General features: G+C 71.9%; 16 protein-coding genes. 15 read left to right on the top strand and 1 reads right to left on the bottom strand.

What is annotated here, in order from left to right:
- The first annotated feature begins 3 nt into the window (after positions 1-3).
- The 11 genes from P5G50_RS02715 to P5G50_RS02665 all read left to right on the top strand — a co-directional run bounded on the left by P5G50_RS02715 (position 4) and on the right by P5G50_RS02665 (position 15,716).
- Complete coding sequence (locus P5G50_RS02715) at positions 4-1,923, top strand: alpha-amylase family protein (protein WP_301211487.1); 1,920 nt, start codon at positions 4-6, stop codon at positions 1,921-1,923.
- Positions 1,920-3,854, top strand: coding sequence for an MBL fold metallo-hydrolase (locus P5G50_RS02710; protein ID WP_301211485.1), 1,935 nt, complete (start codon positions 1,920-1,922; stop codon positions 3,852-3,854). Before P5G50_RS02715 ends, P5G50_RS02710 begins: the two co-directional genes overlap by 4 nt.
- Before the next feature lie 178 nt (positions 3,855-4,032).
- A complete protein-coding gene (locus tag P5G50_RS02705; RefSeq protein WP_301211482.1) occupies positions 4,033-5,058 on the top strand; it encodes a LacI family DNA-binding transcriptional regulator in 1,026 nt (341 codons plus the stop codon).
- Between the two features lie 146 nt (positions 5,059-5,204).
- On the top strand, positions 5,205-6,533 hold the full coding sequence (locus P5G50_RS02700; RefSeq protein WP_301211480.1) for an ABC transporter substrate-binding protein: 1,329 nt from the start codon (positions 5,205-5,207) through the stop codon (positions 6,531-6,533).
- 1 nt (position 6,534) lies between these two features.
- The gene (locus tag P5G50_RS02695) at positions 6,535-7,446 is read left to right on the top strand and encodes a carbohydrate ABC transporter permease (protein ID WP_301211478.1); all 912 of its coding nucleotides are present in this window, start codon (positions 6,535-6,537) and stop codon (positions 7,444-7,446) included.
- The gene (locus P5G50_RS02690) at positions 7,443-8,321 is read left to right on the top strand and encodes a carbohydrate ABC transporter permease (protein ID WP_301211475.1); all 879 of its coding nucleotides are present in this window, start codon (positions 7,443-7,445) and stop codon (positions 8,319-8,321) included. Before P5G50_RS02695 ends, P5G50_RS02690 begins: the two co-directional genes overlap by 4 nt.
- A 55-nt stretch (positions 8,322-8,376) precedes the next feature.
- Positions 8,377-9,468, top strand: coding sequence for a glycoside hydrolase family 130 protein (locus tag P5G50_RS02685; protein ID WP_301211472.1), 1,092 nt, complete (start codon positions 8,377-8,379; stop codon positions 9,466-9,468).
- A gap of 85 nt (positions 9,469-9,553) precedes the next feature.
- On the top strand, positions 9,554-14,035 hold the full coding sequence (locus P5G50_RS02680; protein WP_301211469.1) for a polysaccharide lyase family 8 super-sandwich domain-containing protein: 4,482 nt from the start codon (positions 9,554-9,556) through the stop codon (positions 14,033-14,035).
- Positions 14,032-14,802 (top strand): HAD-IIB family hydrolase, encoded by a 771-nt coding sequence (locus P5G50_RS02675; protein ID WP_301211466.1) that lies wholly within the window; start codon positions 14,032-14,034, stop codon positions 14,800-14,802. Before P5G50_RS02680 ends, P5G50_RS02675 begins: the two co-directional genes overlap by 4 nt.
- Positions 14,803-14,859: 57 nt before the next feature.
- Positions 14,860-15,228 (top strand): ArsR/SmtB family transcription factor, encoded by a 369-nt coding sequence (locus tag P5G50_RS02670; RefSeq protein WP_301211464.1) that lies wholly within the window; start codon positions 14,860-14,862, stop codon positions 15,226-15,228.
- A complete protein-coding gene (locus P5G50_RS02665) occupies positions 15,225-15,716 on the top strand; it encodes an SRPBCC family protein (protein WP_301211462.1) in 492 nt (163 codons plus the stop codon). Before P5G50_RS02670 ends, P5G50_RS02665 begins: the two co-directional genes overlap by 4 nt.
- 23 nt (positions 15,717-15,739) lie before the next feature.
- Here P5G50_RS02665 and P5G50_RS02660 read toward each other — a convergent pair whose 3' ends face one another.
- Positions 15,740-16,522 carry an alpha/beta fold hydrolase gene (locus P5G50_RS02660; protein ID WP_301211460.1) on the bottom strand — a complete coding sequence of 261 codons (783 nt, stop codon included), beginning with the start codon at positions 16,520-16,522 and terminating at the stop codon, positions 15,740-15,742.
- A gap of 344 nt (positions 16,523-16,866) precedes the next feature.
- Here P5G50_RS02660 and P5G50_RS02655 point away from each other — a divergent pair, with 344 nt between their 5' ends.
- Genes P5G50_RS02655 through P5G50_RS02640 form a run of 4 tightly spaced genes read left to right on the top strand, consistent with a single transcriptional unit; the run spans position 16,867 to position 23,254 of the window.
- On the top strand, positions 16,867-17,886 hold the full coding sequence (locus tag P5G50_RS02655; protein ID WP_301230562.1) for an ROK family protein: 1,020 nt from the start codon (positions 16,867-16,869) through the stop codon (positions 17,884-17,886).
- On the top strand, positions 17,879-18,544 hold the full coding sequence (locus P5G50_RS02650) for a D-sedoheptulose-7-phosphate isomerase (protein WP_301211455.1): 666 nt from the start codon (positions 17,879-17,881) through the stop codon (positions 18,542-18,544). The genes P5G50_RS02655 and P5G50_RS02650 overlap by 8 nt, the downstream gene beginning before the upstream one ends.
- Positions 18,545-18,548: 4 nt before the next feature.
- The gene (locus P5G50_RS02645; RefSeq protein WP_301211453.1) at positions 18,549-21,371 is read left to right on the top strand and encodes an alpha-mannosidase; all 2,823 of its coding nucleotides are present in this window, start codon (positions 18,549-18,551) and stop codon (positions 21,369-21,371) included.
- On the top strand, positions 21,368-23,254 hold the full coding sequence (locus tag P5G50_RS02640; protein WP_301211451.1) for a YyaL domain-containing protein: 1,887 nt from the start codon (positions 21,368-21,370) through the stop codon (positions 23,252-23,254). Before P5G50_RS02645 ends, P5G50_RS02640 begins: the two co-directional genes overlap by 4 nt.
- Positions 23,255-23,371: the final 117 nt, after the last annotated feature.

Raw genomic sequence — 23,371 nt, 5'->3', positions numbered from 1 at the left:
ACGATGCAGACCACAGACGCCATCACCCTGACCCGCGGCGATCACGAGCTCGTGATCGCCGCCCCCGCGTACACGCTCGGCGTGGCGCTCACCCGCCCGCGCGCCACGATCGCCGGGCCCGACGGCGAGCTGTGGAGCGACCTGTCGCTGTTCGCGAGCGTCGACCGGGTCGGGATGGCCGACGAGTCGTCCGGCCCGACCGCCGTCGACGTGGAGCAGCTGCCCGACGGCGACGTGCAGGTCACGGTGAGCAGCGACTCCAGCGCCTGGGCGACGCGCACGGTCGTGCTGCGCTGCACGCCGCGCGAGGTGCGCGCCACGGTCGCGGTGACCTCCGAGCGCGACGATGCGCGCATCGCCGACGTGACGATGTTCGGCGGCCACGGTGTGCTGCCGTCGGGAGCGGCGGGCGTCTTCCGCTCGGGCATCCGCTTCTCGTCGGTGTTCGTGCCGACCCCGACCGAGCCGGTGCAGGTCGTGCGGCCGTCGACCAGCCAGGCGCAGCTCGGCGTGGTCGGCGACGCGGACCCCGGGCGCCTGCACGGCATCTTCTCGCCGCCTCCGCTCGTCTTCGCCCTGGGCCGGCCGGCGGTCGCGGCCGACGCGGCGCACGGCCCGACCGACATGCCGGTCGGCGACTGGCTCGGGATGAGCGTCGTGGCGCCCGTCGAGGCGCTCGGCTTCACGACGTACCGCTACGACGCGCTCGACGGCGGCTTCCTGCTGCGGCTCACCTACGAGGGGCACACCCGCGTGGGCCGAACCGCCGCAGGTCAGGGCGGCTGGACCTCCCCCGAGTTCGTCCTCCGCCCGGCGGGCGCGCCGCTCACGGCGATCAAGCACTACCGCGACGACCTGGTCGAGCGCGGCTGGGCGAGCGCCCCGCCGAGGGTCGTGCCGTGGTGGCTGGAGCCGATCTTCTGCGGCTGGGGAGCGCAGTGCGCGCTCGCGGTGCAGCTGTCGCACGCGGGGGAGGCGCTCGCGACCGACAACGCCGACGGCTTCGTGCTGCCGACCGGCGCCGCCTTCGCGCCGGACCTCGCCCGCCAGCCCCTGTACGACCGGTGGCTGAGCCGGCTGGCCGACCGCGGCCTCCAGCCGGGCACCGTCGTCATCGACGACCGCTGGCAGGCCGAGTACGGCACCAACACGGTCGACACCGAGAAGTGGCCCGACCTGCGCGCCTGGATCGACGCCCGGCACGAGGCCGGCCAGCGCGTGCTGCTGTGGTTCAAGGCGTGGGACCCGTCGGGCCTCCCGGCCGAGCTGACCGTGCGCGACGCGAAGGGGCGCCCGGTCGCCGTCGACCCCTCCAACCCGGCCTACCTCGCCGAGCTGACCCGCCAGGTGACGTGGATGCTGTCCGCCGACGGTCTCGACGCCGACGGCTTCAAGGTCGACTTCACGCAGCGGGCGCCCTCCGGGGTGTCGCTGGAGGCGGCGACCGCCGGCGTCTGGGGCATCGCCGCCCTCCACGCGCTGATCCGCACCCTCCACACCGCCGCGAAGGCCGCCAAGCCCGACGCGCTCGTCGTGACGCACACGGTCCACCCGTCCTTCGGTGCGGTGAGCGACATGGTCCGCCTCAACGACGTGCTGGAGGACTCGGTCGCGGGCGAGCCGGTGCCCGTGTCGGACCAGCTGCGCTTCCGGCGCGACATCGCCGCCAACTCCCTCCCCGGCCACCCGATCGACACCGACCAGTGGCCGATGCCCAACCGGGAGCAATGGCTCGAGTACGCGCGCCTCCAGCCCGCGCTCGGGGTGCCGGCGCTCTACTACGTGGAGTCGATCGACAACAGCAGGGAGGCCGTCACCGACGCCGACCTCGACGAGATCGCCGCGTTGTGGCGCCGCTACCGCGCCACCGTCGCCGACCGGGCGGCGCAGGAGCGGGCCGCAGAGGAGCAGGTCACCGCATGACCGCGTTCACCGAGGTCGCCCCCGGCGTCTTCCGGTTCGCCGACACCTGCAACGTCTACGTGATCCTCTCCGCCGGGCACCAGTCGAGTGCGCACGAATTCGACCAGGAACCGTCGAGTACGCAGACTTTCGGCGTACTCGGTGGTCGCCCGGGCGCGGGCGGCGCGATCGCGATCGACTTCGGGTCGGGGGACGTGCTCGACCATCTCGGGGAGCTGGGGGTGGAGTCGCTCGACGCGATCCTGATGACCCACCACCACCGTGACCAGGGACAGGGCCTGCCGCGCGCGGTCGCGGCCGGCATCCCCATCCACGTTCCCCCGGTCGAGCAGGACTTGTTCGCCCGCGTCGACGAGATGTGGTCGGGACGCGCGCTCTACAACGACTACAACCTCCGGCAGGACCGCTTCTCGCTGCTCGATCCGGTGCCGGTCGCCGGCACGGTTCCCGAGTACCGCACGGCGGAGTACGGGGGCATCGCGGTGCGCACCCTCCCGACGCCCGGGCACACGATGGGCTCGGTCACCTACCTGATCGACCGGCCGCGCGGCGACGCGGGGAGCGAGCGGGTCGCCTTCACGGGCGACCTGATCTACGCGCCGGGCAAGGTGTGGTCGCTCGCATCCACCCAGTGGTCGTACACCGAGAGCGAGGGCCCGGCGATGAACGTGCTCTCCTGCTACCTGCTGCAGGAGGAGGCTCCGACCGTCCTGCTGCCGTCGCATGGCGAGCCCATGCCCGATGCGCGCGACGCGCTGGAGCTGCTGGCCGGCCGGATGCAGGGCTACGTCGACTCCCGCCGCTCGCGGCCGTGGGACCTCAAGGACTGGCTGGAGCGTCCGTTCGTGCGCCTCACCGACCATCTGCTGCTGAACCGCACCGCGAACTCCTGCACCTACGTGCTGCTGAGCGACTCCGGTGCCGCGCTCTTCATCGACTACGGCTACGACATGTCGACCGGCTGGCCCGCCGGCACCGACCGCGCCGGGCGGCGGCCGTGGCTCGCCTCCCTCCCCGCCCTCAAGCGCGACTACGGCGTGACCAGCGTGGAGGTCGTGCTCGGCACCCACTACCACGACGACCACATCGCGGGCCTGAACCTGCTGCGCGACGTGGAGGGCACCGCGGTGTGGCTGCCCGAGAACGTCGCGCCGATCATGGCCGACCCGATGCGGACCGACCTGCCGTGCCAGTGGTTCGAGCCCATCCCGGCCGACCGCGTGCTCGGCATCGGCGAGACCGTGCAGTGGCAGGAGTACGAGATCACCACCCACGAGCTGCCCGGCCACACGCTCTATGCGGCGGCCTTCGAGTTCGAGGTGGACGGCGTGCGGGTGCTCGCGACGGGCGACCAGCAGACCGGCGAAGGCCGGTACGGCGTGCAGCGCGAAATCCTCAACTACCAGTACCGCAACCGGTTCCGCAGCGACGACTACGTGAAGTCGGCCGAGCTGTACCGCCGCGTCGCCCCCGGTCTGATGATCACCGGGCACTGGCAGGGCAGGGAGGTGGACGAGGACTACCTGCGCCTGCTCATGGAGCAGGGCGATGAGCTGCTCGCGATCCACGACGGTCTGCTCCCCGACGACGGCCGGCGGCCTCCCGCGGACGGCAATCTCGCGCTGCTGGAGCCGTTCTACCAGCGGGTGGCGCCTGGCGCGGAGCTGACCTACGAGGTGGTCGTGGTCAACGACTTCGACGGGCCGCGGGAGGTCGTGGCCGAGCTCGTCACGCCCGCCGGCTGGACCGCCTCCGCCGCCTCCGTCGCCGGCCCCGCCCGAGCGACCGCGGGGCCGGGCGAGACCGTGCGCCTGCGCTTCGCGGTGGAGGCCGGCGCGACCCCCGCCAATCGCCAGCGCCTCGCGGCCGACGTGACCGTCGGCGGCACCCGCCTCGGCCAGGCCGCCGACGCGGTCGTCGACATCGTCTGACCCGCCCCCGGACCCCCACCTGGGCAACCGCCGAGTACGCGGATTCTCTGCGCACTCGGCAGGTTTCGCCGGACTTTCTGCGTACTCGACTGGTGCCCAGCGTGCTACGGGGAGGGGCGCGCGGGCCATACTGATCTGCGGGCGTTCGGTGAGGGCGCCGAAGCAGAGGGGGCGGCGCATGAACGGGGAGCGGGTGACCATCGTCGACGTCGCCACGCGGGCGGGCGTCGCGATCAGCTCGGTCTCCAGCGCGCTCAACGGCCGGCCGGGGGTGTCGGAGGCGACGCGTGAGCGGATCGTCCAGGTCGCCGCCGAGCTCGGCTTCGTCCCGTCGCTGCGCGGCAAGAGCCTCTCCGGGCGGCGCGCGTTCACGCTCGGGCTGGTGCTGCACCGCGATCCGGACGTGCTCGAGCTCGACCCGTTCTTCGGCGGCTTCATCGGCGGCATCGAGGACGCGATCGACCCGCGCGGCTACGCGCTCGTGCTGCAGATCAGCGCCGAACCGGACGAGGTGCTGCAGCGGTACGAGAAGCTCGCTGCCGACCGCCGCGTCGACGGCGTCTTCGTGAACGACCTGGAGGTCGACGACCCGCGCATCCCGGTGATCACCCGGCTCGGTCTGCCGGCGGTCGCGGTCAATCCGGGCGCCGACTTCCCGCTCCCGGCCGTGCGGCAGGATCCGGACGACGGCATCCGCGCGCTGCTTCAGCACCTCGTCGGCCTCGGGCACCGGCGCATCGCGTACGTCGGCGGCCGACCGAACATGACGCACTCGGTCCAGCGCGAGCGGGCCTGGCGCGCCGGCCTGGAGGAGCTGGGACTGGAGCCCGGCCCGGTCGTGCCCGGCGACTTCACCTACCTCGCCGGCGCGTCGGCCGCCTCCACCCTCCTCGGGCTCGCCGAGCCGCCGACCGCGGTGGTCTGCGCCAACGACCTGTCGGCGATCGGCCTGATCGCGCAGGCGCAGCACCTCGGCGTCGATGTGCCGGGAACGCTGTCGGTCGCCGGCTTCGACGACATCCGGCTCGGCACGTACGTGCGACCGCCGCTGACGACCGTGCACACCAGCCCGCGCGAGCTGGGCCGCCACGCCGGTCGCCTGTTGGTCGACCTGATCGAGGAGGGGGTCGCGGAGGATGTGCGCATCCCCGCCGCGGAGCTGATCGTCCGCGAGTCCACCGGTCCGGCGCCCGCCGCGGGCTGAACCGGCGCGCTCCCTCCGACAAAGGCTTGCGGAATGCGCCAGGGTCGTGTCAGCATGTACCGAAACGTTTCGGCACCGAAACGTTTTTGTACCCGCACCACCGTCCCGAACCGCATTCCCGAAACCACTCGACGAGGAGACATCACATGGCAACGAAGAGGTTGCGAGGCACCACCACCCGCCGGCTGCTCGCCGGGGTCGTCGCCGCCGCCACGATCGGCGCGCTGGCCGCCTGCTCCAGCGGAGGCGGCACCTCCGGAGACGGAGAGCCCAGCGGCAAGCTGCAGTTCCTCGTGTCGAGCAGCGACGCCACCGACGCCGGCTTCCGCGCGGTCAACGACGCCTTCGAGAAGCAGTACCCGGATGTCGACGTCGTGTTCTCGACCGTGTCGAACGACAACTACCCGGCCAGCAAGTCCTCCCGGCTGACGGCCTCCAACCTCGACCTCTTCGTGATGAAGAACTTCATGGAGACGCCGTCGTACGCGAAGGACGCCGGCACCGACGACGTGCGCCTGGCCAAGGCCGGCGGTCTCGTCGACCTCACCGACCAGGCGTTTCTGAAGGAGTACACGCCGAGCCTCCTCGACGCCCAGGTCATCGACGGCAAGCAGTACGCGGTGCCGACCGGCGTCAGCTACTACACCGGCGTCTTCTACAACAAGAAGATCTTCGCCGACAACGGCCTGAAGGTCCCCACGACCTGGAGCGAGTTCACCGCTGTCGTGGACGCCCTCAAGGCCAAGGGCGTCACCCCGTTCGGCCTGGGCGGCAAGGACAGCTGGCCGGCCGGTCTGCCGATGCTCGCCTCCGTCGCCTCCCTGTACCCGACCGCCGCCGACAAGCAGCAGCTCGCCAAGGACCTCTGGACCAACAAGGCGAAGCTCACCGACCCCACCGAGGTGAAGGTGCTGGAGCAGACCGAGTACGTGCTCAAGAACGCCCAGGAGGGCGCATCGGGCGCCGACTACACCTCGATCCCCGCGGGCTTCGCGTCGGGCGACTTCGCCATGACGGTCGACGGCACCTGGGACCAGCCCACGATCGACGCCGCGGTCGGGGGAGCCTTCGACTACGGGTACTTCCCGTTCCCCGGCTCCGACGACGCGGCGGACAACGCGCTCCTGAACGGCAAGACCGAGCTGCAGCTCGCGGTCCCTGCCTCCGCCAAGAACAAGACCGCGGCGCTCGCCTGGCTGAAGTTCTTCTCGGAGAAGAAGAACTACGAGCTGTTCCTGTCGAAGTCCGGCTTCTCCTCCGCGCAGCCCGGCGTCTCCACCAGCGAGTTCCTGCAGTCGATCGCCGACTACACGAAGTCGTACGAGCCCGCGTGGGACCAGGTCTGGTTCGCCAACAACAAGGCCGGCCAGGACGCCGTGTTCCCGTTCAACTACCCGGCCCTGACCCCGCTCGGCTCCTCCACACCGCAGCAGGCGGCCGAGGCGGCTCAGAAGGCCTGGTCCGCAGCAGGCTGACATGGCAGACTCCTTCCCCTTCCCGCGGCGCACCCCGGTCCGGATCACCTTCGGACTCGGGATGCTGCTGCTCGGCGTCTTCGGCTTCGTGCCTGCGGTCGGCGTGCTGGTGGCCTCGTTCACGAACCTGCGCGGCCTCCCCGGCCTGCCGATCGACTTCGTCGGGCTGCAGAACTACGTCGACTTCTTCTCGCCCGCCAAGTGGGCGGACAGCGCCAACGCGCTGCGCAACACGCTGATCTTCGCCGTCGTGAGCACGGTGCTGCAGATCGTGATCGCGCTCGCCGTCGCCGTCCTGCTCAACCGCAAGCTGAAGGGCCGCGACTTCTACCGGGCGGTGGTCTTCATGCCGACCATCCTCGGCGTGACGGTCACCGGCCTGGTGTGGTCGCTCATCTTCAACGTGAGCGGAGGCCCTGCGGCCTCCCTGCTGAAGGCGTTCGGCGCGCACTCGGCGTTCTTCGGCGACCCGGCGCTGGCGCTCGCGCTGGTGATCCTCGTGCAGGTGTGGATGGTCCTCGGCGTCTCGGTGATCATCTTCCTGTCGGGCCTCCAGGCGGTGCCCGAGGAGCTGTACGAGGCCGCGGAGCTCGACGGCGCGAGCGGCTGGCAGCGCTTCCGGAGCGTCACGGTCCCGCTGCTCGCGCCGTCGATCACGGCCAACGTGCTGCTCGGCATCGTGAACGCGCTGCAGAGCTACCAGCTGATCTACGTCCTGAGCGGGCCCAACAACCGGTCCACCCAGGTGCTGTCGCTCCTGGTGTACGTGCAGGGCTTCGGCGGCGCCTCCGGCACGACGCTCTCGCAGTCGCAGGGCTACGCCGCCGCCGTCTCGATGGTCCAGTTCGTGCTCGTCGCGATCGTGGCCGTCGTCGCCCTGACCATCCTGCGCCGACGGGAGGCGAAGCTGTGACCAGCACCACGACCGACTCCGTTCCGGTCACGACCCCGCGCACCCGCGAGGCGGCGCTCGCCCGCCGGCGGCGGCGCATCCCGGTCGGCGCGTACGTGTGCGCGGCGATCCTGATGGTCGTGTTCGTGTTCCCGCTGCTCTACCTGCTCAACACCGCGTTGAAGTCGCAGGCGGAGTTCGTGGCGAACCCGGTCGGGATCGTCGCCGACCCGCAGTGGGGCAACTTCGCCACGGCGTGGGAGAAGGGCGACTTCGGCGCCTACATCCTCAACAGCGTGCTCTACACCGCGGTCGGCTCGGCGATCGGGACGCTGCTCACGCTCGTGCTCGCGTTCCCGGTCGCCCGCGGTTACGTCCGCGGCGCCAAGTACTGGTCGATCGTGTTCGTGCTGGTGCTGTTCCTCCCGAACGCGCTGATCACGCAGTTCCAGCTGCTCCTGCGGCTCGGGCTGTACGACACCCAGCTCGGCTACATCCTGCTCGTCGGGGTGGGCGTCGGCGTCGGCCCGCTGCTGCTGAGCGGATTCGTGAAGTCGATCCCGCGCGAGCTCGACGAGGCGGCCGCCATGGACGGCGTCGGCTACTGGCGCTACCTGTTCACCTTCATCCTGCCGCTGGCCCGGCCGGCGCTGGTCACCGTGTTCATCCTCCAGGCGGTCTGGATCTGGAACGAGATCATCCTCGCAACGGTCCTGCTCGCCGACCCCACCAAGTTCCCGGTGACCGTCGGCCTGTACGCCTTCAAGGGCACCTACGGCAACCAGTGGCCGCTGCTGGCCGCCGCGACCTTCATCGTCGCGGCCCCGCTGATCGTCGGCTACATCTTCATCCAGCGTTACCTGGTCAACGGCGTCGTCGGCGCCGTCAAGGGCTGAGCGGGCGCTGACCCCGCCCGGCCCGACCGCATCCACACCCCGCAAGAGAGGCACCGTGTCCACCATCGCCGCACGCACCACCACCGTCGCCATCCCGTACGCCCTCGAGCGCGCCGGGATCGTCATGGAGCCCGCCGCCGACGATCCGCGGCAGGTGGAGGGGGTGCTCAACCCCGCGACCGTGCAGGGCCCCGACGGCACCATCCACCTCTTCCCCCGGCTCGTCGCCGAGGGCAACGTGTCGCGGATCGGACGGGCGCGCGTGGTGGTCGTCGACGGCATCCCGGCCGGGGTCGACGGGCTGGAGGTGGCGCTCGAGGCCGACCGCGGCTGGGAGCACGGCACCGACCACGGCGGCGTCGAGGACCCGCGCATCACCTGGCTGCCCGACCTGGGCCTCCACGTCATGAGCTATGTCGCGTTCGGCCCGCTGGGCCCGAAGCCGGCGCTCGCCGTCTCCACCGACGGGAGCGAGTGGCGGCGGCTCGGTCCGCTGCAGTTCGCCTACGACGACGCGCTCGACACCGACCTCAACCTGTTCCCGAACAAGGACGTGGTCTTCTTCCCCGAGATCGTGCCCGGCCCGGAGGGACGCCCGAGCTTCGCGATGCTGCACCGCCCGATGTGGGACTTCGGCTTCGTGCGCCCGGGCGAGCAGCCGCCGCTGCCCGCGGGCGTCACCGACAGCCGCGCCTCCATCTGGATCTCGTACATCCCGGTCGAGGAGGCGCTGAGTGACGTCACCGCCCTCACCCGTCCGGCGGGCCACCGCTTCGTCGCCGGCCCGGAGTTCGAGTGGGAGGCGCTGAAGATCGGCGCCGGCCCCGCGCCGCTGCGCGTGCCGGAGGGGTGGCTGCTGCTGCACCACGGCGTCACCGGCGACCTGCCGGGAGGCGCCTTCGTGCCGCAGGCGTTCACCGTCAACTACGTCGTCGGCGCCATGCTGCTCGACGCCGACGACCCCTCGCGCGTGCTCGCCCGCACGAGCGAGCCGCTGATGACGCCGGAGACCGCGGACGAGACCGCGGGCACCGTCGCCAACGTGCTCTTCCCCACCGCGATCGAGAAGATCGACGGGGAGCACTTCGTCTTCTACGGGGCCGCCGACACCCGCATCTGCGTGGCGCGCCTCGTCCGGACCGCCTGACCGGCTGCCGAGCACCGCCTCCCGAGCACCGCACCCCGAGCACCGCCACCCGAGCACCGCACCAGCGAACAAGGAGTTCTGCGCAATGATGCGTCACCCCGAAGAACACACCGCTCCACGCCCCGCCCTCGCCCGCCGGACGCGCCTCGCCTCCGTGCTGGCGTTCCTCGTCGCGCTGGCCGTGACGCTCGTCGGCCTGCCCGCGCCGGCGCAGGCGGCCGACCTCGAGACGGACGTCTCGACGATCGTCTCCCGGCTGCAGGACTACTACCTCAGCCAGGGCGACGAGGTGCAGATCGCCAATGGCATCTACCTGGCCCAGACCTCCGCCGCGCTCGACTACGTCGCCTCGCAGAAGGCGGACGGGTCGTGGTCGGACGTCGACTACACCGACCGGACCAGCTCGGCGAACGGCAAGACGTGGGACGCCTACAAGGCGCTCTACCGGATGGTCGCGATCGCCCAGGCGTACCGCGACAAGACGGCGAAGGGGTACGGCGACCCGCGCCTGATCGCCGCCGAGGAGCGCGCCCTCGCGTACTGGGACCAGGCGGACCCCGGCAACACCAACTGGTGGGAGACCGAGATCGGCGAGTCCATCGCCATGGGCCGCATCTCGATCTTCCTCGGCGACAAGCTGAGCCCGGCCGCCGCCGCTCTCGCGATCAAGCACAACCAGGGCAAGCTCGACCCGGCGGGCGCGAACGGCGCGTGGCGCACCTCCGACTACCTGTACAAGGCGCTCGCCACGCGCGACGCCGACCAGATCCGCGCCGGTTTCGCGACGATGGTGCAGACCGTCGCCGTGGATGACTCCGGGACGGTGCAGGAGGCGGTGCAGCCCGACGGGACCTTCTGGGCACACGGCGCGCAGCTCTACAGCGAGGGCTACGGCATGGCGCTGTTCACGATGGTGGCGATGTGGGCGGATGCCGCCCGTGGGACCAGCCTCGCCTTCACCCGCGACCAGCTCGACACGATCGCGTTCTACATCGTCGGCGGCACCCGCTGGCTGATCCGGGGCGAGATCGAGATGCTGTACCTCCTCTACCGCCCGGCGACCACGGTCGACGGCGTGACCAGCTACGCCGCCGTCTTCCTCGACCCGCTCGACCGCATGGCGCGCACCGACGCGCTGTACGCGACCGCGTACCGGGCGATGGCCGACAACATCCGCGGCAAGACGGCCGGCAACGGCGCCGACGGCGACACCTACTTCTGGCGCTCGGAGTTCAGCTCGCACCAGCGCCCCGGCTACGGCATCGTCACCGGCCTCAACTCCAACCGCACGGTCGGCAGCGAGTACCGCTCCACCATCCGCAAGGACGTGGGCAACGAGGTCGTGTGGAACCGCACGGGCACCACGGCCATCCAGGTGACCAACACGGAGTACACCGCGCTCGGCCCGGCCTTCGACTGGTTCCACTACCCGGGCACGACCGTGCCGTACGTGAAGGAGACCACCCTCGGCGCCAACGGCCGCTCGGGCAACAACGGCGCCTTCACCGGCGGCGTCTCCGACGGGCGGTACGGCGCGAGCGTCCAGAGCCTCGACCGCGTCGGCACGCAGGCGCAGAAGAGCTACTACTACTTCGACGACGAGATGGTGGCGCTCGGCTCCGGCATCCGGTCGACGTCGGCCGCGCCCATCCACACGACCATCAACCAGGTGGCCGCCAAGGACAACGCGACCGTCGACGGTACCAAGGTCGCCGCCGGCACCGACGCGCAGGTCGTGAGCGACCCCTCCTGGGCCTACAACGACAAGGTCGGCTACGTCTTCCCGGCAGGCCAGAAGGTGACCGTCTCGGACAAGACGCAGACCGGCAGCTACTACGGCGGGGAGGCCGAGAGCCACGACGCCTTCACGCTGTACGTCGACCACGGGGTGGCGCCGACGGACGCCTCCTACGAGTACATCGTGCTGCCCGCCGCCTCGCCCGGGCAGACCCAGGCGTACGCGAAGAAGCCGGCGGTCAGCATCCTCCGCAACGACACCACGGTGCAGGCGGTCCGGCATGCCGGCCTGAAGCGCACGATGGCGACGTTCTACCAGGCGGGCTCGCTCGACCTGGGCGACGGCCGCACCCTCACGGTCAGCCGTCCGGCCATCGTCATGCTCGACGAGAGCACGGGCGTGCCGGTCGTGAGCGTCTCCAACCCGAGCCAGCCGGGCCTCCTCGTCGATGTGTCGCTCACCGGGGGAGCGGAGGCCGCACGCGGCACCTTCGTGCTCGGCACCGGCGCGAACCTCGGCAAGACCGTCACCGCGCCGCTGGCCGTCGACGACTCGCACGGCTCGCCGTACACCGCGTCCGCGTCCGCCGACGGGCACGGCCCCGCCTCCGCCGGCGACAAGGACCAGGCGACCACGTGGCAGTCCGCCGGAAGCGGTCCGTGGCTGCAGCAGCGGCTCGCTCCGGGATCGTACGCGATGGGCGCCGACATCGACTGGGGCGCGGAGTATGCGTCGCGGTACCTGATCCAGACCTCGACCGACGGCACGAACTGGACCGACCAGAAGCTGGTGCAGAACGCCACCGGCGGCCACCAGCACGTCGACTTCCCGGCGACGGCGGCGAACTTCGTCCGCCTCCGGCCCCTCGCCGGACCGGGAGGCGGCACCTACTCCGTCGCCGAGTTCGCGGCGACGGCGAGCGTGAACCTCGCGCTGGGCGCGACGACGACGGCCTCCGACGGCACCGGCCCCGGCAACGCTACCGACGGCAACCAGACCACGCGCTGGATCGCCGACCGCACCGGCTCGCCCGACACCTCCTGGCTCCAGGTCGACCTCGGCAGCTCGCAGAAGATCGGCGCTGTGCGGCTGTACTGGGAGGCGTCGTACGCCAGCCAGTACAAGATCCAGGTCTCCGACGACGGCAGCGCCTGGCGTGACGCGTACACGACGCCGACGGCCGGCAGCGACGGCGGCACCGACCTCATCGCGGTGAACGCCACCGGCCGGTACGTCCGGATGCAGACCGTGAAGCGTGCCAACACCTCGTACGGGGTCTCGGCCTGGGAGTTCGAGGTGTTCGACAGCAGCGCGATCACCACCGCGCCCACCGCGGGCGGGCGGGTGAACCTCGCGCAAGGCAGAACCACGACCGCGGACAGCGTCTACAACAACCTCGCCAACATCCAGCCCTCCGCCGCGACGGACGGCTCGGCCGCGACCAAGTGGTCGTCGGCCCGTCCGGCGACGACCGCGACGCCGCCGTACACCAACCAGAACTGGCTGCAGGTCGACCTGGGCTCCGTGCGCTCGGTGTCCCAGGCCGTCGTGGAGTGGGAGACCAGCAACTCCACCGACTACCGGATCGAGGGCTCGGTGAACGGGACCGACTGGGGCCTCCTCTCGCACGTGCAGAACACCGGCACGGCGAACCACCGCCGCGACATCGCCGACTTCGCGAGCGCGGAGGTGCGCTTCGTGCGCGTCATCGGCTCGCCGGCGACCAAGTACGGCCTCAACATCTGGGAGTTCGAGCTGTACGGCGGCTACAGCCTTGCCTGCACCGGCCCGGTCGCAGCCGACCGCGACAGCAGCGCGACGCTCACGGCGACCATCTCGCCGGTCGACGCCAGCGACACGATCGTGGCGGACACGCTCGACCCGGCCGTCGCCGCCGTCGCCGGGGCACCTCGCGTGGCGGCCGACGGCACGATCACGGTCGACCTGAAGACGGGCATGTCGGGCACCACGTCCGTCGTCGTGGCGCACGCCAACGGCGACGAGTTCGTGCGCTGCGCCGTCAGCGTGGCGGTCGACAAGAGCGCGCTCCAGGCCCTGGTCGACCAGGCGAACGCGCTCGACAGCACCCGGTACACGCCGAAGAGCTGGGCTCCGCTGATCCCCGCGTTGGAGGCGGCGAAGCAGACGCTGAAGGCCGCCGACGCCACGCAGGACGTCATCGACGCCCGCGCGGCGGCGCTGAAGAGCGCGATCGACGGCCTCCGCGGACCGGCGACGCCGAGCCTCCACATCGGAGGGGCGCTCGTGGTCGGCAAGGGCATCCGGGTCGAGGGCACGGGCTTCGAGCCCGGCGCCGAGGTCGCGGTCGAGCTGCACTCGAAGCCCGTCGCGCTCGGCGCGGCCACGGCGGACGCGGACGGCGCGTTCGCGCTCGACGCCACCATTCCGGCCGGCACCCCCGCAGGACAGCACACGGTCGTGGTGCTGAGCGGAGGGGTGGAGGTCGCCTCGGCGGTCGTGCGGATCGCGGCGGCGCCGGGTGGGGGGAACGGGAATCCTGGCGGGGGCAATGGGAACCCTGGCGGGGGCAACGGGAACCCTGGTGGCGGGAATGGGAACCCTGGTGGTGGGAACGGTGGTGGGAACGGTGGCAGCAGCGGTGGCTCCGGCGGCGGTGCCCCTGCCGCGGACCCGGGCGCCGGCTCCGGCTCGGCGGGGAGCTCGACCTCCACCTCCACCGGCGACCTCGCCTCGACGGGCAGCGACACGACGGCCCTGACCGTCGGGGGACTGCTCGCGGGCCTGGCCCTCGCGGCCGGCGCCGTGCTCCTCGCGGTGCGCCGACGGCGCGGACGGGCGGGAGCATGACGCGCGCCGACGTCCGCACCGCGCTGCCCGCGCTGGTCGCCTTCGACCTCGACGACACCCTCGCGCCGTCGAAGTCGCCGCTCGACCCGCACATGGCCGCTCTCTTCGAGCGCCTGCTCGCGCGCACCCAGGTGTGCGTCATCTCCGGCGGCCGGTTCGAGCAGTTCCGTGACCAGCTGATCGCGCGGCTGCCCGCGACGGCCCGCCGCGAGGCGCTGCACCTGATGCCGACCTGCGGCACGCGCTACCTGCGCTGGATCGACGGGGAGTGGAGACTGCAGTACGCCGAGGACCTCACCGCGACCGAGCGCTCCCGGGCGCTCGCCGCGGTCGAGGAGGAGGCGTCGCGCCTGGGCTTCTGGCGCACGGACACCTGGGGCCCTCCGCTCGAGGACCGCGGCTCGCAGATCACCTTCTCGGCCCTCGGTCAGGACGCACCGGTCGACGCCAAGCGCGCCTGGGACCCCGACGGCTCGCGCCGCAACTCCCTCCGCGCCGCCGTGCAGGAGCGCCTCCCCGAGCTGGAGGTGCGCTCGGGCGGCTCCACGAGCATCGACATCACCCGCCACGGCGTCGACAAGGCGTACGGGATGTCGAGGCTGGCGGCGGTCACCGGCATCCCGTACGCCGACATGCTGTTCGTCGGCGACCGCCTCGACCCCGACGGCAACGACTTCCCGGTCGTACGCCTGGGCATCCCGACGCGCGCGGTCACCGGGTGGGAGGACACCGCGAGAGTGGTGGAGGGGCTGCTCGCGGCCTCCTGAACCGGGTCTTCCGGTCGGCGGGGCACGGTGCTAACGTACAACCAAATGGTTGTACGAATGGAACCCGCGCTCAGCGACGACGAGGTCGATCGCCTCTTCCACGCGCTGGCGGATGCGACCCGGCGCGACATCGTCGCCCGCGCGCTGCGCGCCGACCACACGGTCAGCGAGCTCGCACGGCACTACGACATGAGCTTCGCGGCCGTGCAGAAGCACGTCGCCGTGCTCGAGCGCGCCGGCCTGGTCGGCAAGAGCGTGCGGGGCAGGGAGCGGGTGGTGCACGGAGACGTGGAGGCCGTCCGCCGCGCCTCCGGCCTCCTCGACCGCTACGAGCAGCTGTGGCGCCACCGCGTGCAGGCCATGACCGCCATCCTCGCCGAGGACGACGGCGCACCACCCGACCGACAGGAGAGGACAGGACGATGACGGTCATCGAGACGCAGAAGGACGCGGACGCGCTCACGCTCACGTTCGTCGCCGAGTTCGAGGCCCCGCGCGAGCGGGTCTGGCAGCTCTGGGCCGACCCGCGGCAGCTCGAGCGCTGGTGGGGGCCTCCCGGCTATCCGGCGACCTTCGAGAAGTACGACTTCGAGCCGGGGGGCGAGGCCGACTATTACATGACCACCCCCGAGGGCGAGAAGCCTCGCGGCTGGTGGCGGATGCTGGCGATCGACCCGCCGAGCCGGCTGGAGTTCGAGTACGGCTTCTCGAACGACGACGGAACCAAGGCCCCTGGCGACCCCGCCCGCGGCATCGTCACGTTCGAGGAGCGCGACGGCGTCACCCGCATGACCACGCTCAACCGGTTCCCCAGCGCCGGCGAGTACGCCGAATCGATGGAGATGGGCATGGAGGAGGGCATGCGCCAGGCCATGGGCCAGATCGACGACCTCCTCGCGGAGGTGCCGAGCTAGCGGGGCGGTGTCGGGACGGGCGGTCAGGCGTCGAGGAATGCCAGGAGGAACGGGAGCGTCGCCTCCATCGCCCGCGGGTCCCCGCCCGCCGCGAGCACCTCGCCCAGGTAGTCGCCGTGTCCGCCGGGCACGATCAGCAGGCGCGCGTCGGGCAGCAGGCCGGCCAGCTCCACGAAGTGGTCGGCCCGCACGACGTCGCGGTCGCCGCCGACCACGAGTGTCGGGGCGGTGATGGAGGCGATCACGGCCTCCTCGAATCCCTGAAAGCCCAGCATGAGCTCCTGGTCGAGCTCGAACATCCGTCGCGCGTGGCCGGGGTCGTGGCTGACGGCGAGGTCGGCCGAGCGATAGACATCGGGGAGGTCGTCGAAGGTCCCGGCCGCGAGCCCCTCCCAGAACCCCTCGATCATGCCGTCGCGGCGGAACGGCGCCGACGCCGCGATCAGCCGGCGCACCCGCTCGGGGTGCCGTGCGGCGAGCAGCAGCGCGACCTGACCCCCGTTGCTGAACCCGAGTACGTCGACCGGGCCGACGCCGAGCTCCGCGAGCAGCGCCGCGACATCGTCGGCCGAACCCTCGAAGCTGGCGGGGCCGTCGCCGGAGGCCGTGCGACCGTGGCCCTGCAGCTCGACGGCGAGCACGGTGCGCGTGGAGCAGAGGTGGGGGAGCAGCATCCCCCAGTTCGACTCGATCGTGGAGCCGCCGCCGTGGATCAGCAGCAGCGGAGGCCGCGGCGAGTCCTCGTCGCCGAACCACCGGTGATGCAGCCGCAGCCGCTCGCGCTCCCTGCCCTGCTCGTCGCTCACGCCGCTCACCCTACTTGGCGCCTGGCAGGCCGTCGAGCACAGGAAAAGTGTCCCCGACGCGCCGAAGTGGACGTCGTTTTTCCTGTGCTCAGCGGCCGGCGGGGCCCCCGCTCGCCGCCGCCCAACCGCCGAGTACGCAGATTCTCCGCGTACTCGGCGGTTTCTGGGCGAATTCGTGCGTACTCGGCTGCTGCCCAACCGGACCTCATCGATTCCGGAGTTCTGCCCGCACGCGTCCGGTTGACCCGCCTCCACCCCGCCCCGTAGTATCTGTGGGAACGATCCCACATCGCCACCCGCAGAGTTGCCCGGTGGCGGGGGCTGGCAGCACTCGGAAGGACATGATGGCAAACGGCCGACGGGCCGTCCTCTCGCTCGACATCGGCGGCACGAAGCTCGCCGTGGGTGTCGTCACGGAGGATGGCCGCACTCACGGACTCGTCGTCGAGCCCACCCGCCGCGAAGAAGGGCCGGGTGTGATCGTTCCCAGACTGTTCGACATGGGGCACCGCGCGATCGCCGCCTCCGGCATCCCCGCGCACGACATCGAGGCCGTCGGCATCTCGTGCGGCGGCCCGCTCGACGCCCGTGCCGGCGTCCTCACCGGCCCCCTGCACCTTCCCGGCTGGATCGACCTGCCGATCGTCGCGCTCGCCGAGCGCGAGTTCGGCGTCCCGGCCGCGCTCGAGAACGACGCCACCGCCGGCGCGCTGGGCGAGTTCCGCTACGGCGCCGCGCGCGCGGTCGAGACCATGGTTTACCTCACGATCTCCACCGGCATCGGCGGCGGAGCCGTCATCGAGGGCCGCCTGCACCGCGGCGCCGCCGGCAACGGCGGCGAGTTCGGGCACCTCATGGTCCGCACCGGCGGCCGCCACTGCCTGTGCGGGCGCGACGGCTGCCTCGAGATGTACGCGAGCGGCACCTCCATCGCCGCCCGGGCTCGGGAGGCCTTGGCCGACCGCGGCGCCCGATCCAGCCTCGCAACGCTCGAGACCGTGCGCGCCGAGGATGTGGTGGCCGCCGCGGCCGCCGGCGACGCCCTCGCGACCGAGGTGTGGGACAAGACGATCGACCTCCTCGGCGTCGCCGTCACCGACCTGGTCAACGTGTTCGAGCCCGACCTGGTGGTACTCGGAGGCGGGGTGACGCGCTCCGGCGACGCGCTGCTGCTGCCCCTGCGCGAGCGGGTCGCGTCCGCCGCGATGCCGCCCGCCGCCGCTGCCGCCCGGATCGTGCTCGCCGAGCTCGGCGACGTGGTCTGCGTCGTCGGCGCGGGCGCGGTGGCGTTCGACAAGGTGGCGAGCCTGGCCACCGCCCTCCCCACCCGATCCCGCACCGCGAAGGAGGTCCAGCATGGCTGAGTGGATGCGCGAGCAGCTCGACGCCCACATCGAGACGGCCCGCGCGGGCGAGCAGCTGCTCCCCGCGATCCGGGAGGTCGGCCACGTCCTGTGCGACGCCTTCGCCGATGGCCGCATCCTGTACACGTTCGGCAACGGAGGCAGCGCGGCCGACGCGCAGCACTTCACGGGCGAGATCATCGGCCACTACAAGCGCGACCGCCGCCCGCTCGGCGCGGTCACCCTCAGCACCGACCCGACGACGATGACCTGCATCGCCAACGACTATTCCTACGACGACGTGTTCGCGCGGCAGGTGGAGGGCCTGGCCCGGCCGGGCGATGTCGTCGCCGCGTTCACGACCAGCGGCCGCAGTGCCAACATCGTGTCCGCCCTCGCCGCGGCGCGGAAGGCTGGCGCGACGACGGTCCTCTTCGGCGGTGGAGACGGCGGCCCGGCCCGCGAGCACGCCGACCACGTGCTCCTGAGCCCGTCGTCGACGACGCCGCGGATCCAGGAGTTCCACACCTTCATGCTCCACGCCATCTCTGAGATGGTGGACGCATGGGCCGCCGGCGACCTGGACTATCTGGAGCCCGTCAACGTCGATCCCGTCGACTCCGATCCCGTCGACTCCGATCCCGTCAACGCCGATCCCGTCAACGCCGAGGAGCAGTAGACACGTGACCCCCACCACCGGCAGCACCGACGCTGACCGCACCGTGACCACGCACGAGACCGGCCCCGCCGTCGACGGCGCGACCTCCGAGGGCGTGCCCGCCGCCCCTCCCGCGACCGACCCGCACGCCCCGGTCCCCCCGACCGACGACTCCGCCCGGGAGACTGGCGAGTACGCGGAAAGTGCCCCCGAAACGCCGGACACGCCCGGAGAATCTGCGTACTCGACGGTTGCCCAGCCCGCCCCCGTCGCCAACGCCCCCGCCGGCTACCAGCCGCGCGACCTCGCGCCCGCGCCGCGCCCGACCGCGACCCCGCAGCGCACCCTCCACATGATCGGCAACGCCCACCTCGACCCGGTGTGGCTGTGGCCGTGGCAGGAGGGCTACCAGGAGGCGCGCGCCACCTTCTGGTCGGCCATCCACCGCATGGAGGAGTACCCCGACTTCGTCTTCACCTGCGACCAGATCGTGCTGCTGAGCTGGGTGGAGGAGTCCGACCCGGAGCTGTTCGAGCAGATCAAGCGCCGTGTCGCCGAGGGCCGCTGGGTCAACGTCGGCGGCTGGTGGGTCGAGCCGGACAACAACATGCCGATGGGCGAGAGCTTCGTGCGGCAGGGGCTGTACGGCCAGCGCTACCTCCAGTCGCGCTTCGGCAAGCCGAGCACGGTCGGCATGAACGTCGACCCGTTCGGTCACAACGCGATGCTGCCGCAGATCCTCCGTGGCCAGGGGATGGACTCCTACACGTTCCTCCGCCCGGGCCCGCACGAGTCCGATCTGGCGCCGAGCCTGTTCTGGTGGGAGGCGCCCGACGGCTCCCGCGTGCTCGCCTACCGCATCCCGTTCGAGTACGGGAGCCCGCCCGGCTCGGTCGACGGCCAGACCGAGAAGTCGCTCGCTGCCCTCGACCGCACGGTCGGGTTCGGCGCCGACGGCGAGCCCGCGACCGCGATGGTCTTCTACGGCGTCGGCAACCACGGCGGCGGCCCGACCATCGCCAACATCGAGTCGATCCACCGCTACGACCGCATGGGCTCCTTCGGAAGGATGACGATGTCCTCACCGCGCACGTACTTCGACGAGGTGCTCGGCCGGGGCGATGCGTTCCTGGAGGCGCTGCCCGTGCGCCGCGACGACCTCCAGCACCACGCCCCCGGCTGCTACTCGGCGCACTCCGGCATCAAGGCCTGGCAGCGCCGCGCCCAGTTCGCCGTGCTGAACGCCGAGCGGTGGGCGGCCGTCGTCGCCGCGACCGACGGCGTCGCGTACCCGCGCGAGCAGCTCGAGACGGCGTGGAAGCAGATCCTCTTCAACCAGTTCCACGACATCCTGCCCGGCTCGGCGATCGAGCCGTCGTACGACGACGCCCGCGACCAGCTGGGGGAGGCCGTCAGCATCTCCAAGCGCATCCTCACCCGCGCGCACAACGTCATCGCCCGGCAGGTGCAGGTCGACCGCGAGGACGGCACGCAGCCGGTCCTCGTCTTCAACCCGCACCCGTGGCCGGTGGAGGTGGACGTCGACTTCCAGTACGGCGCCCAGCGTGCCGGCGTGCACGTGGTCGACGAGGAGGGGCGCCCGGTCGTCTTCCAGAACTCGCAGTCGACCGCGACCACCGACGACGTCTCCCGCGGTGCCATCGTCTTCCGCGCCGAGGTGCCGGCGCTCGGCTACCGGCTCTACCGCCTCCGCCCGGGCGCGGGCCCCGGCGCCGCGGCGGGCGGCCTGACCGTCACCGAGAGCATTCTCGAGAACGACCTCGTCCGCATCCGCATCGACCAGGAGACGGGCTGGATCTCGTCGTACCTCGTCAAGGCGACCGGCGTCGACCTGATGGCCGGCGTCGATGGAACGCAGCACACGCAGATCAACGACGACCCGACCGACACCTGGGGTCACCGCGTCATCTCCTACGCCTGGCCCGGCGCGACCATGCGGCTGAAGCGCATCGTGGTGCGCGAGACCGGTCCGCTGCGGTCGCGCGTGCGGGTCGAGCGGGAGTGGGGGGCCTCCACGCTGGTGGAGGAGCTGATCCTCGACCACGACTCGGCCGTGCTGCGCGTGAACGTGACGCTCGACTGGCGGGAGGAGGCGCACCTCCTGAAGCTGCGCTTCCCGACCCGGCTCGGCGACCCGACCGCGACCTACGAGATCCCGTTCGGCCACCTGGACCGCCCGGTCGACGGCGCGGAGGAGCCCGCGCAGTCGTGGGTCGACCTCACGGGAACGGTCGACGGCACCCCCGCCGGTCTCACCGTGATCACGACGAACAAGCATGGCTACGACGTCTCGCCCGCGGCACCCGACAACGGCGACCAGCCGAGCATCGGCGTGACAGCGGTCCGCAGCCCCGTCTATTCGTGGCACGACCCGCGCCTGCTCGACCCGGAGGGCATCTACAGCTTCCAGGACCAGGGCATCCAGCGCTTCAGCTACGAGCTGGTGCCGCACGCGGGCGACTGGCGCGCGGCCGACCCGGTGCGCCGCGCGCTCGTGCTCGGCAACCCGGTGCGTGCGCAGCAGGAGTCGTTCCACGACGGCGAGCTGCCGCCCGTGCACTCGTTCGGGGGCGACAGCGGCGGCTCGGTCATGGTGACGGCGCTCAAGGGCACGGAGGACGCGACGGAGGCGCCCGGCGGCGCCGACGTGGTCGTGCGCGCCGTCGAGACGCGCGGCGAAGGCGGACGCTCCCGCATCGAGCTGCCGCTGCTCGGCCGCACGATCGAGGAGGACTTCGGCCCCTCGCAGCTGCGCACCTTCGTGGTCCCGGCCGACCCGGCGCAGCCGATCCGCGAGGTCGACCTCGTCGAGCGCCCGCTGCCGTGAGCGAGCGGTCCGCGCGCCCCGACCTCCGCATCACCGTCGCGGGCGCGCCCGCCGACGCGTTCGGCCTCCGCACCACCTGGGCGGAGGCCGAGCCCGGCTGGGCCGTGACCGTCGAGGTCGCGTACACGGGCGCCGAGCCCGTCGACGCCTCCCTGCTGGTGGAGGCGGTGGTCCCGCACGCCGACGACCCGTGGTGGCTCATCCCCGGCGCCTTCTACGGCGAGAACCGGCCGATCGAGAACACGCGCGCCTTCCCGCGGTTCGAGCGCGGAGCCTCCACCCCCGAGCAGCACGCCGCGCTGATCAGCGACACGTGGGAGTTCCGGGCCGACCGGGCAGCGACGCCCGCGGTCTTCGTCTGGGCCGGTCCCGGGCGCGGCGGCCTCGCGCTCGCCGCCGCCGAGACGACCGCGCTCGGCCTGACCGGTGTCGGGCTCGCCCACGACGACGCGAGCGGCCAGGCGGCCCTGTCGTTGCGCTTCCCCTACCGCGAGTACCCGGTCACCTACTACGGCGACGCGCAGCCGCGGCCGGCCGACACCTCCACGCATCGCTTCATCCCTGGGGAGACGGTGGAGGTGGAGGTGCGGGTCTTCGCGCTCGACGCCGACCGCCACGCCTACGCCCCGGTGCTGCGCGCCCTGCACGCCGAGTCCGCCCCCGCCGCGCCGCTGGCGCCGTGGGTGGACGTCGCGACCGCGGCCGACCTCACCGCCGACGGCCTCCTGACCTGGCACTACGACCCCGACCCGGGCGTGCTGCTCGAGACCGTCGGCTTCGACCGCGAGGTCAGCGGACGCGACGGGGAGACGGTCGACCGGCAGGCGATGCACGTCGGCTGGGTCAGCGGCATCCCGTGGGCGTACGCGCTGCTCGCCCACGGCCTCCGCACGTCGCGGCCCGCCGAGGCCGACGCCGCTCGCCGGGTCATCGACTTCATCTGCTCGTCGCTGTCGCCCTCCGGCACCTTCTGGGGCGTCTGGTATCGCGACCACGGCTGGACGCAGAGCTGGACCGAGCTGAAGCGCGGCCTCCACTCGCGCACCCTGGCCGAGGCGACGCTGTTCCTGTTGCGCGCACAGGCGCTCGACCGGCACGACGTTTGGGAGGCCGCCATCCGCTCCAACCTGTCCGTCATCGTGGGCAGGCAGCGCGACGACGGCAACCTCGGCTCGGTGCACCACGCCGAGACGGGCGAGGTGCTGTCGTGGAGCGGCGCCTCCGGCCTCACCTGGATCGCCGCGCTCGTGGAGGCCGCCGATCGTGACGAGCGGTACCTCCCCTCCGCGCTCGCCGCGGGACGGTACTACGAGTCGTTCGTCGACCGGGAGTTCGTGCACGGCGCCCCGGAGGACGTCGACCTGGCTCCGACCTCCGAAGACGGCTACGCCGCGGTCATGGCGTACGTCGCGCTGCACCGGGCGACCGGGGACGCCCACTGGCTCGACGTGGCGCGGCGGGCGGCCGATTGGATGCTGACGTTCCGGTATACATACGACGTCGCCTTCCCGCCGCACACGCTCCTCGGCGCCTACGGGTTCCGCACACGCGGGGCCGACAACGCGTCGCCGTCGAACCAGCACCTCCACGCGTACGGGCTCGTCTGCACCGCGGAGCTGCGGGAGCTGTCGGAGGCGCTCGACGACCCCTTCTACGCCGAGCGGGCGGAGGAGACGCTGGCCTGCTTCCGGCAGTTCATCGCGCGCGAGGACGGCGACTTCAACGCCTACCGCGGCATGGTGAGCGAGCGGTACTACCAGACGGCGTGCTTCCAGCCGAAGGGGATGCTGCTGACGCTGTCGCACGCGTGGAGCGTCGGCGTGACGCTGCTGGCGTGCGAGCAGACGCTGGCCGCCGGCCAGGCCGCCGCTCGCGACTCGTGACATCATGTCGCTTCTCGGCGCCGCAACCCGCGTTTTCTCACCACTCGTTATGAGAACTGGACGTCGGGAGGGGGCACGCCGGTAGGCTGGCCCCGGATCGACCCGCAAGGAGCCTGC

Origin of the sequence: Leifsonia williamsii (assembly GCF_030433685.1) — a bacterium.
Classification (GTDB): Bacteria; Actinomycetota; Actinomycetes; order Actinomycetales; family Microbacteriaceae; genus Leifsonia; species Leifsonia williamsii.
This window is presented reverse-complemented; position numbering and strand designations above follow the sequence as displayed.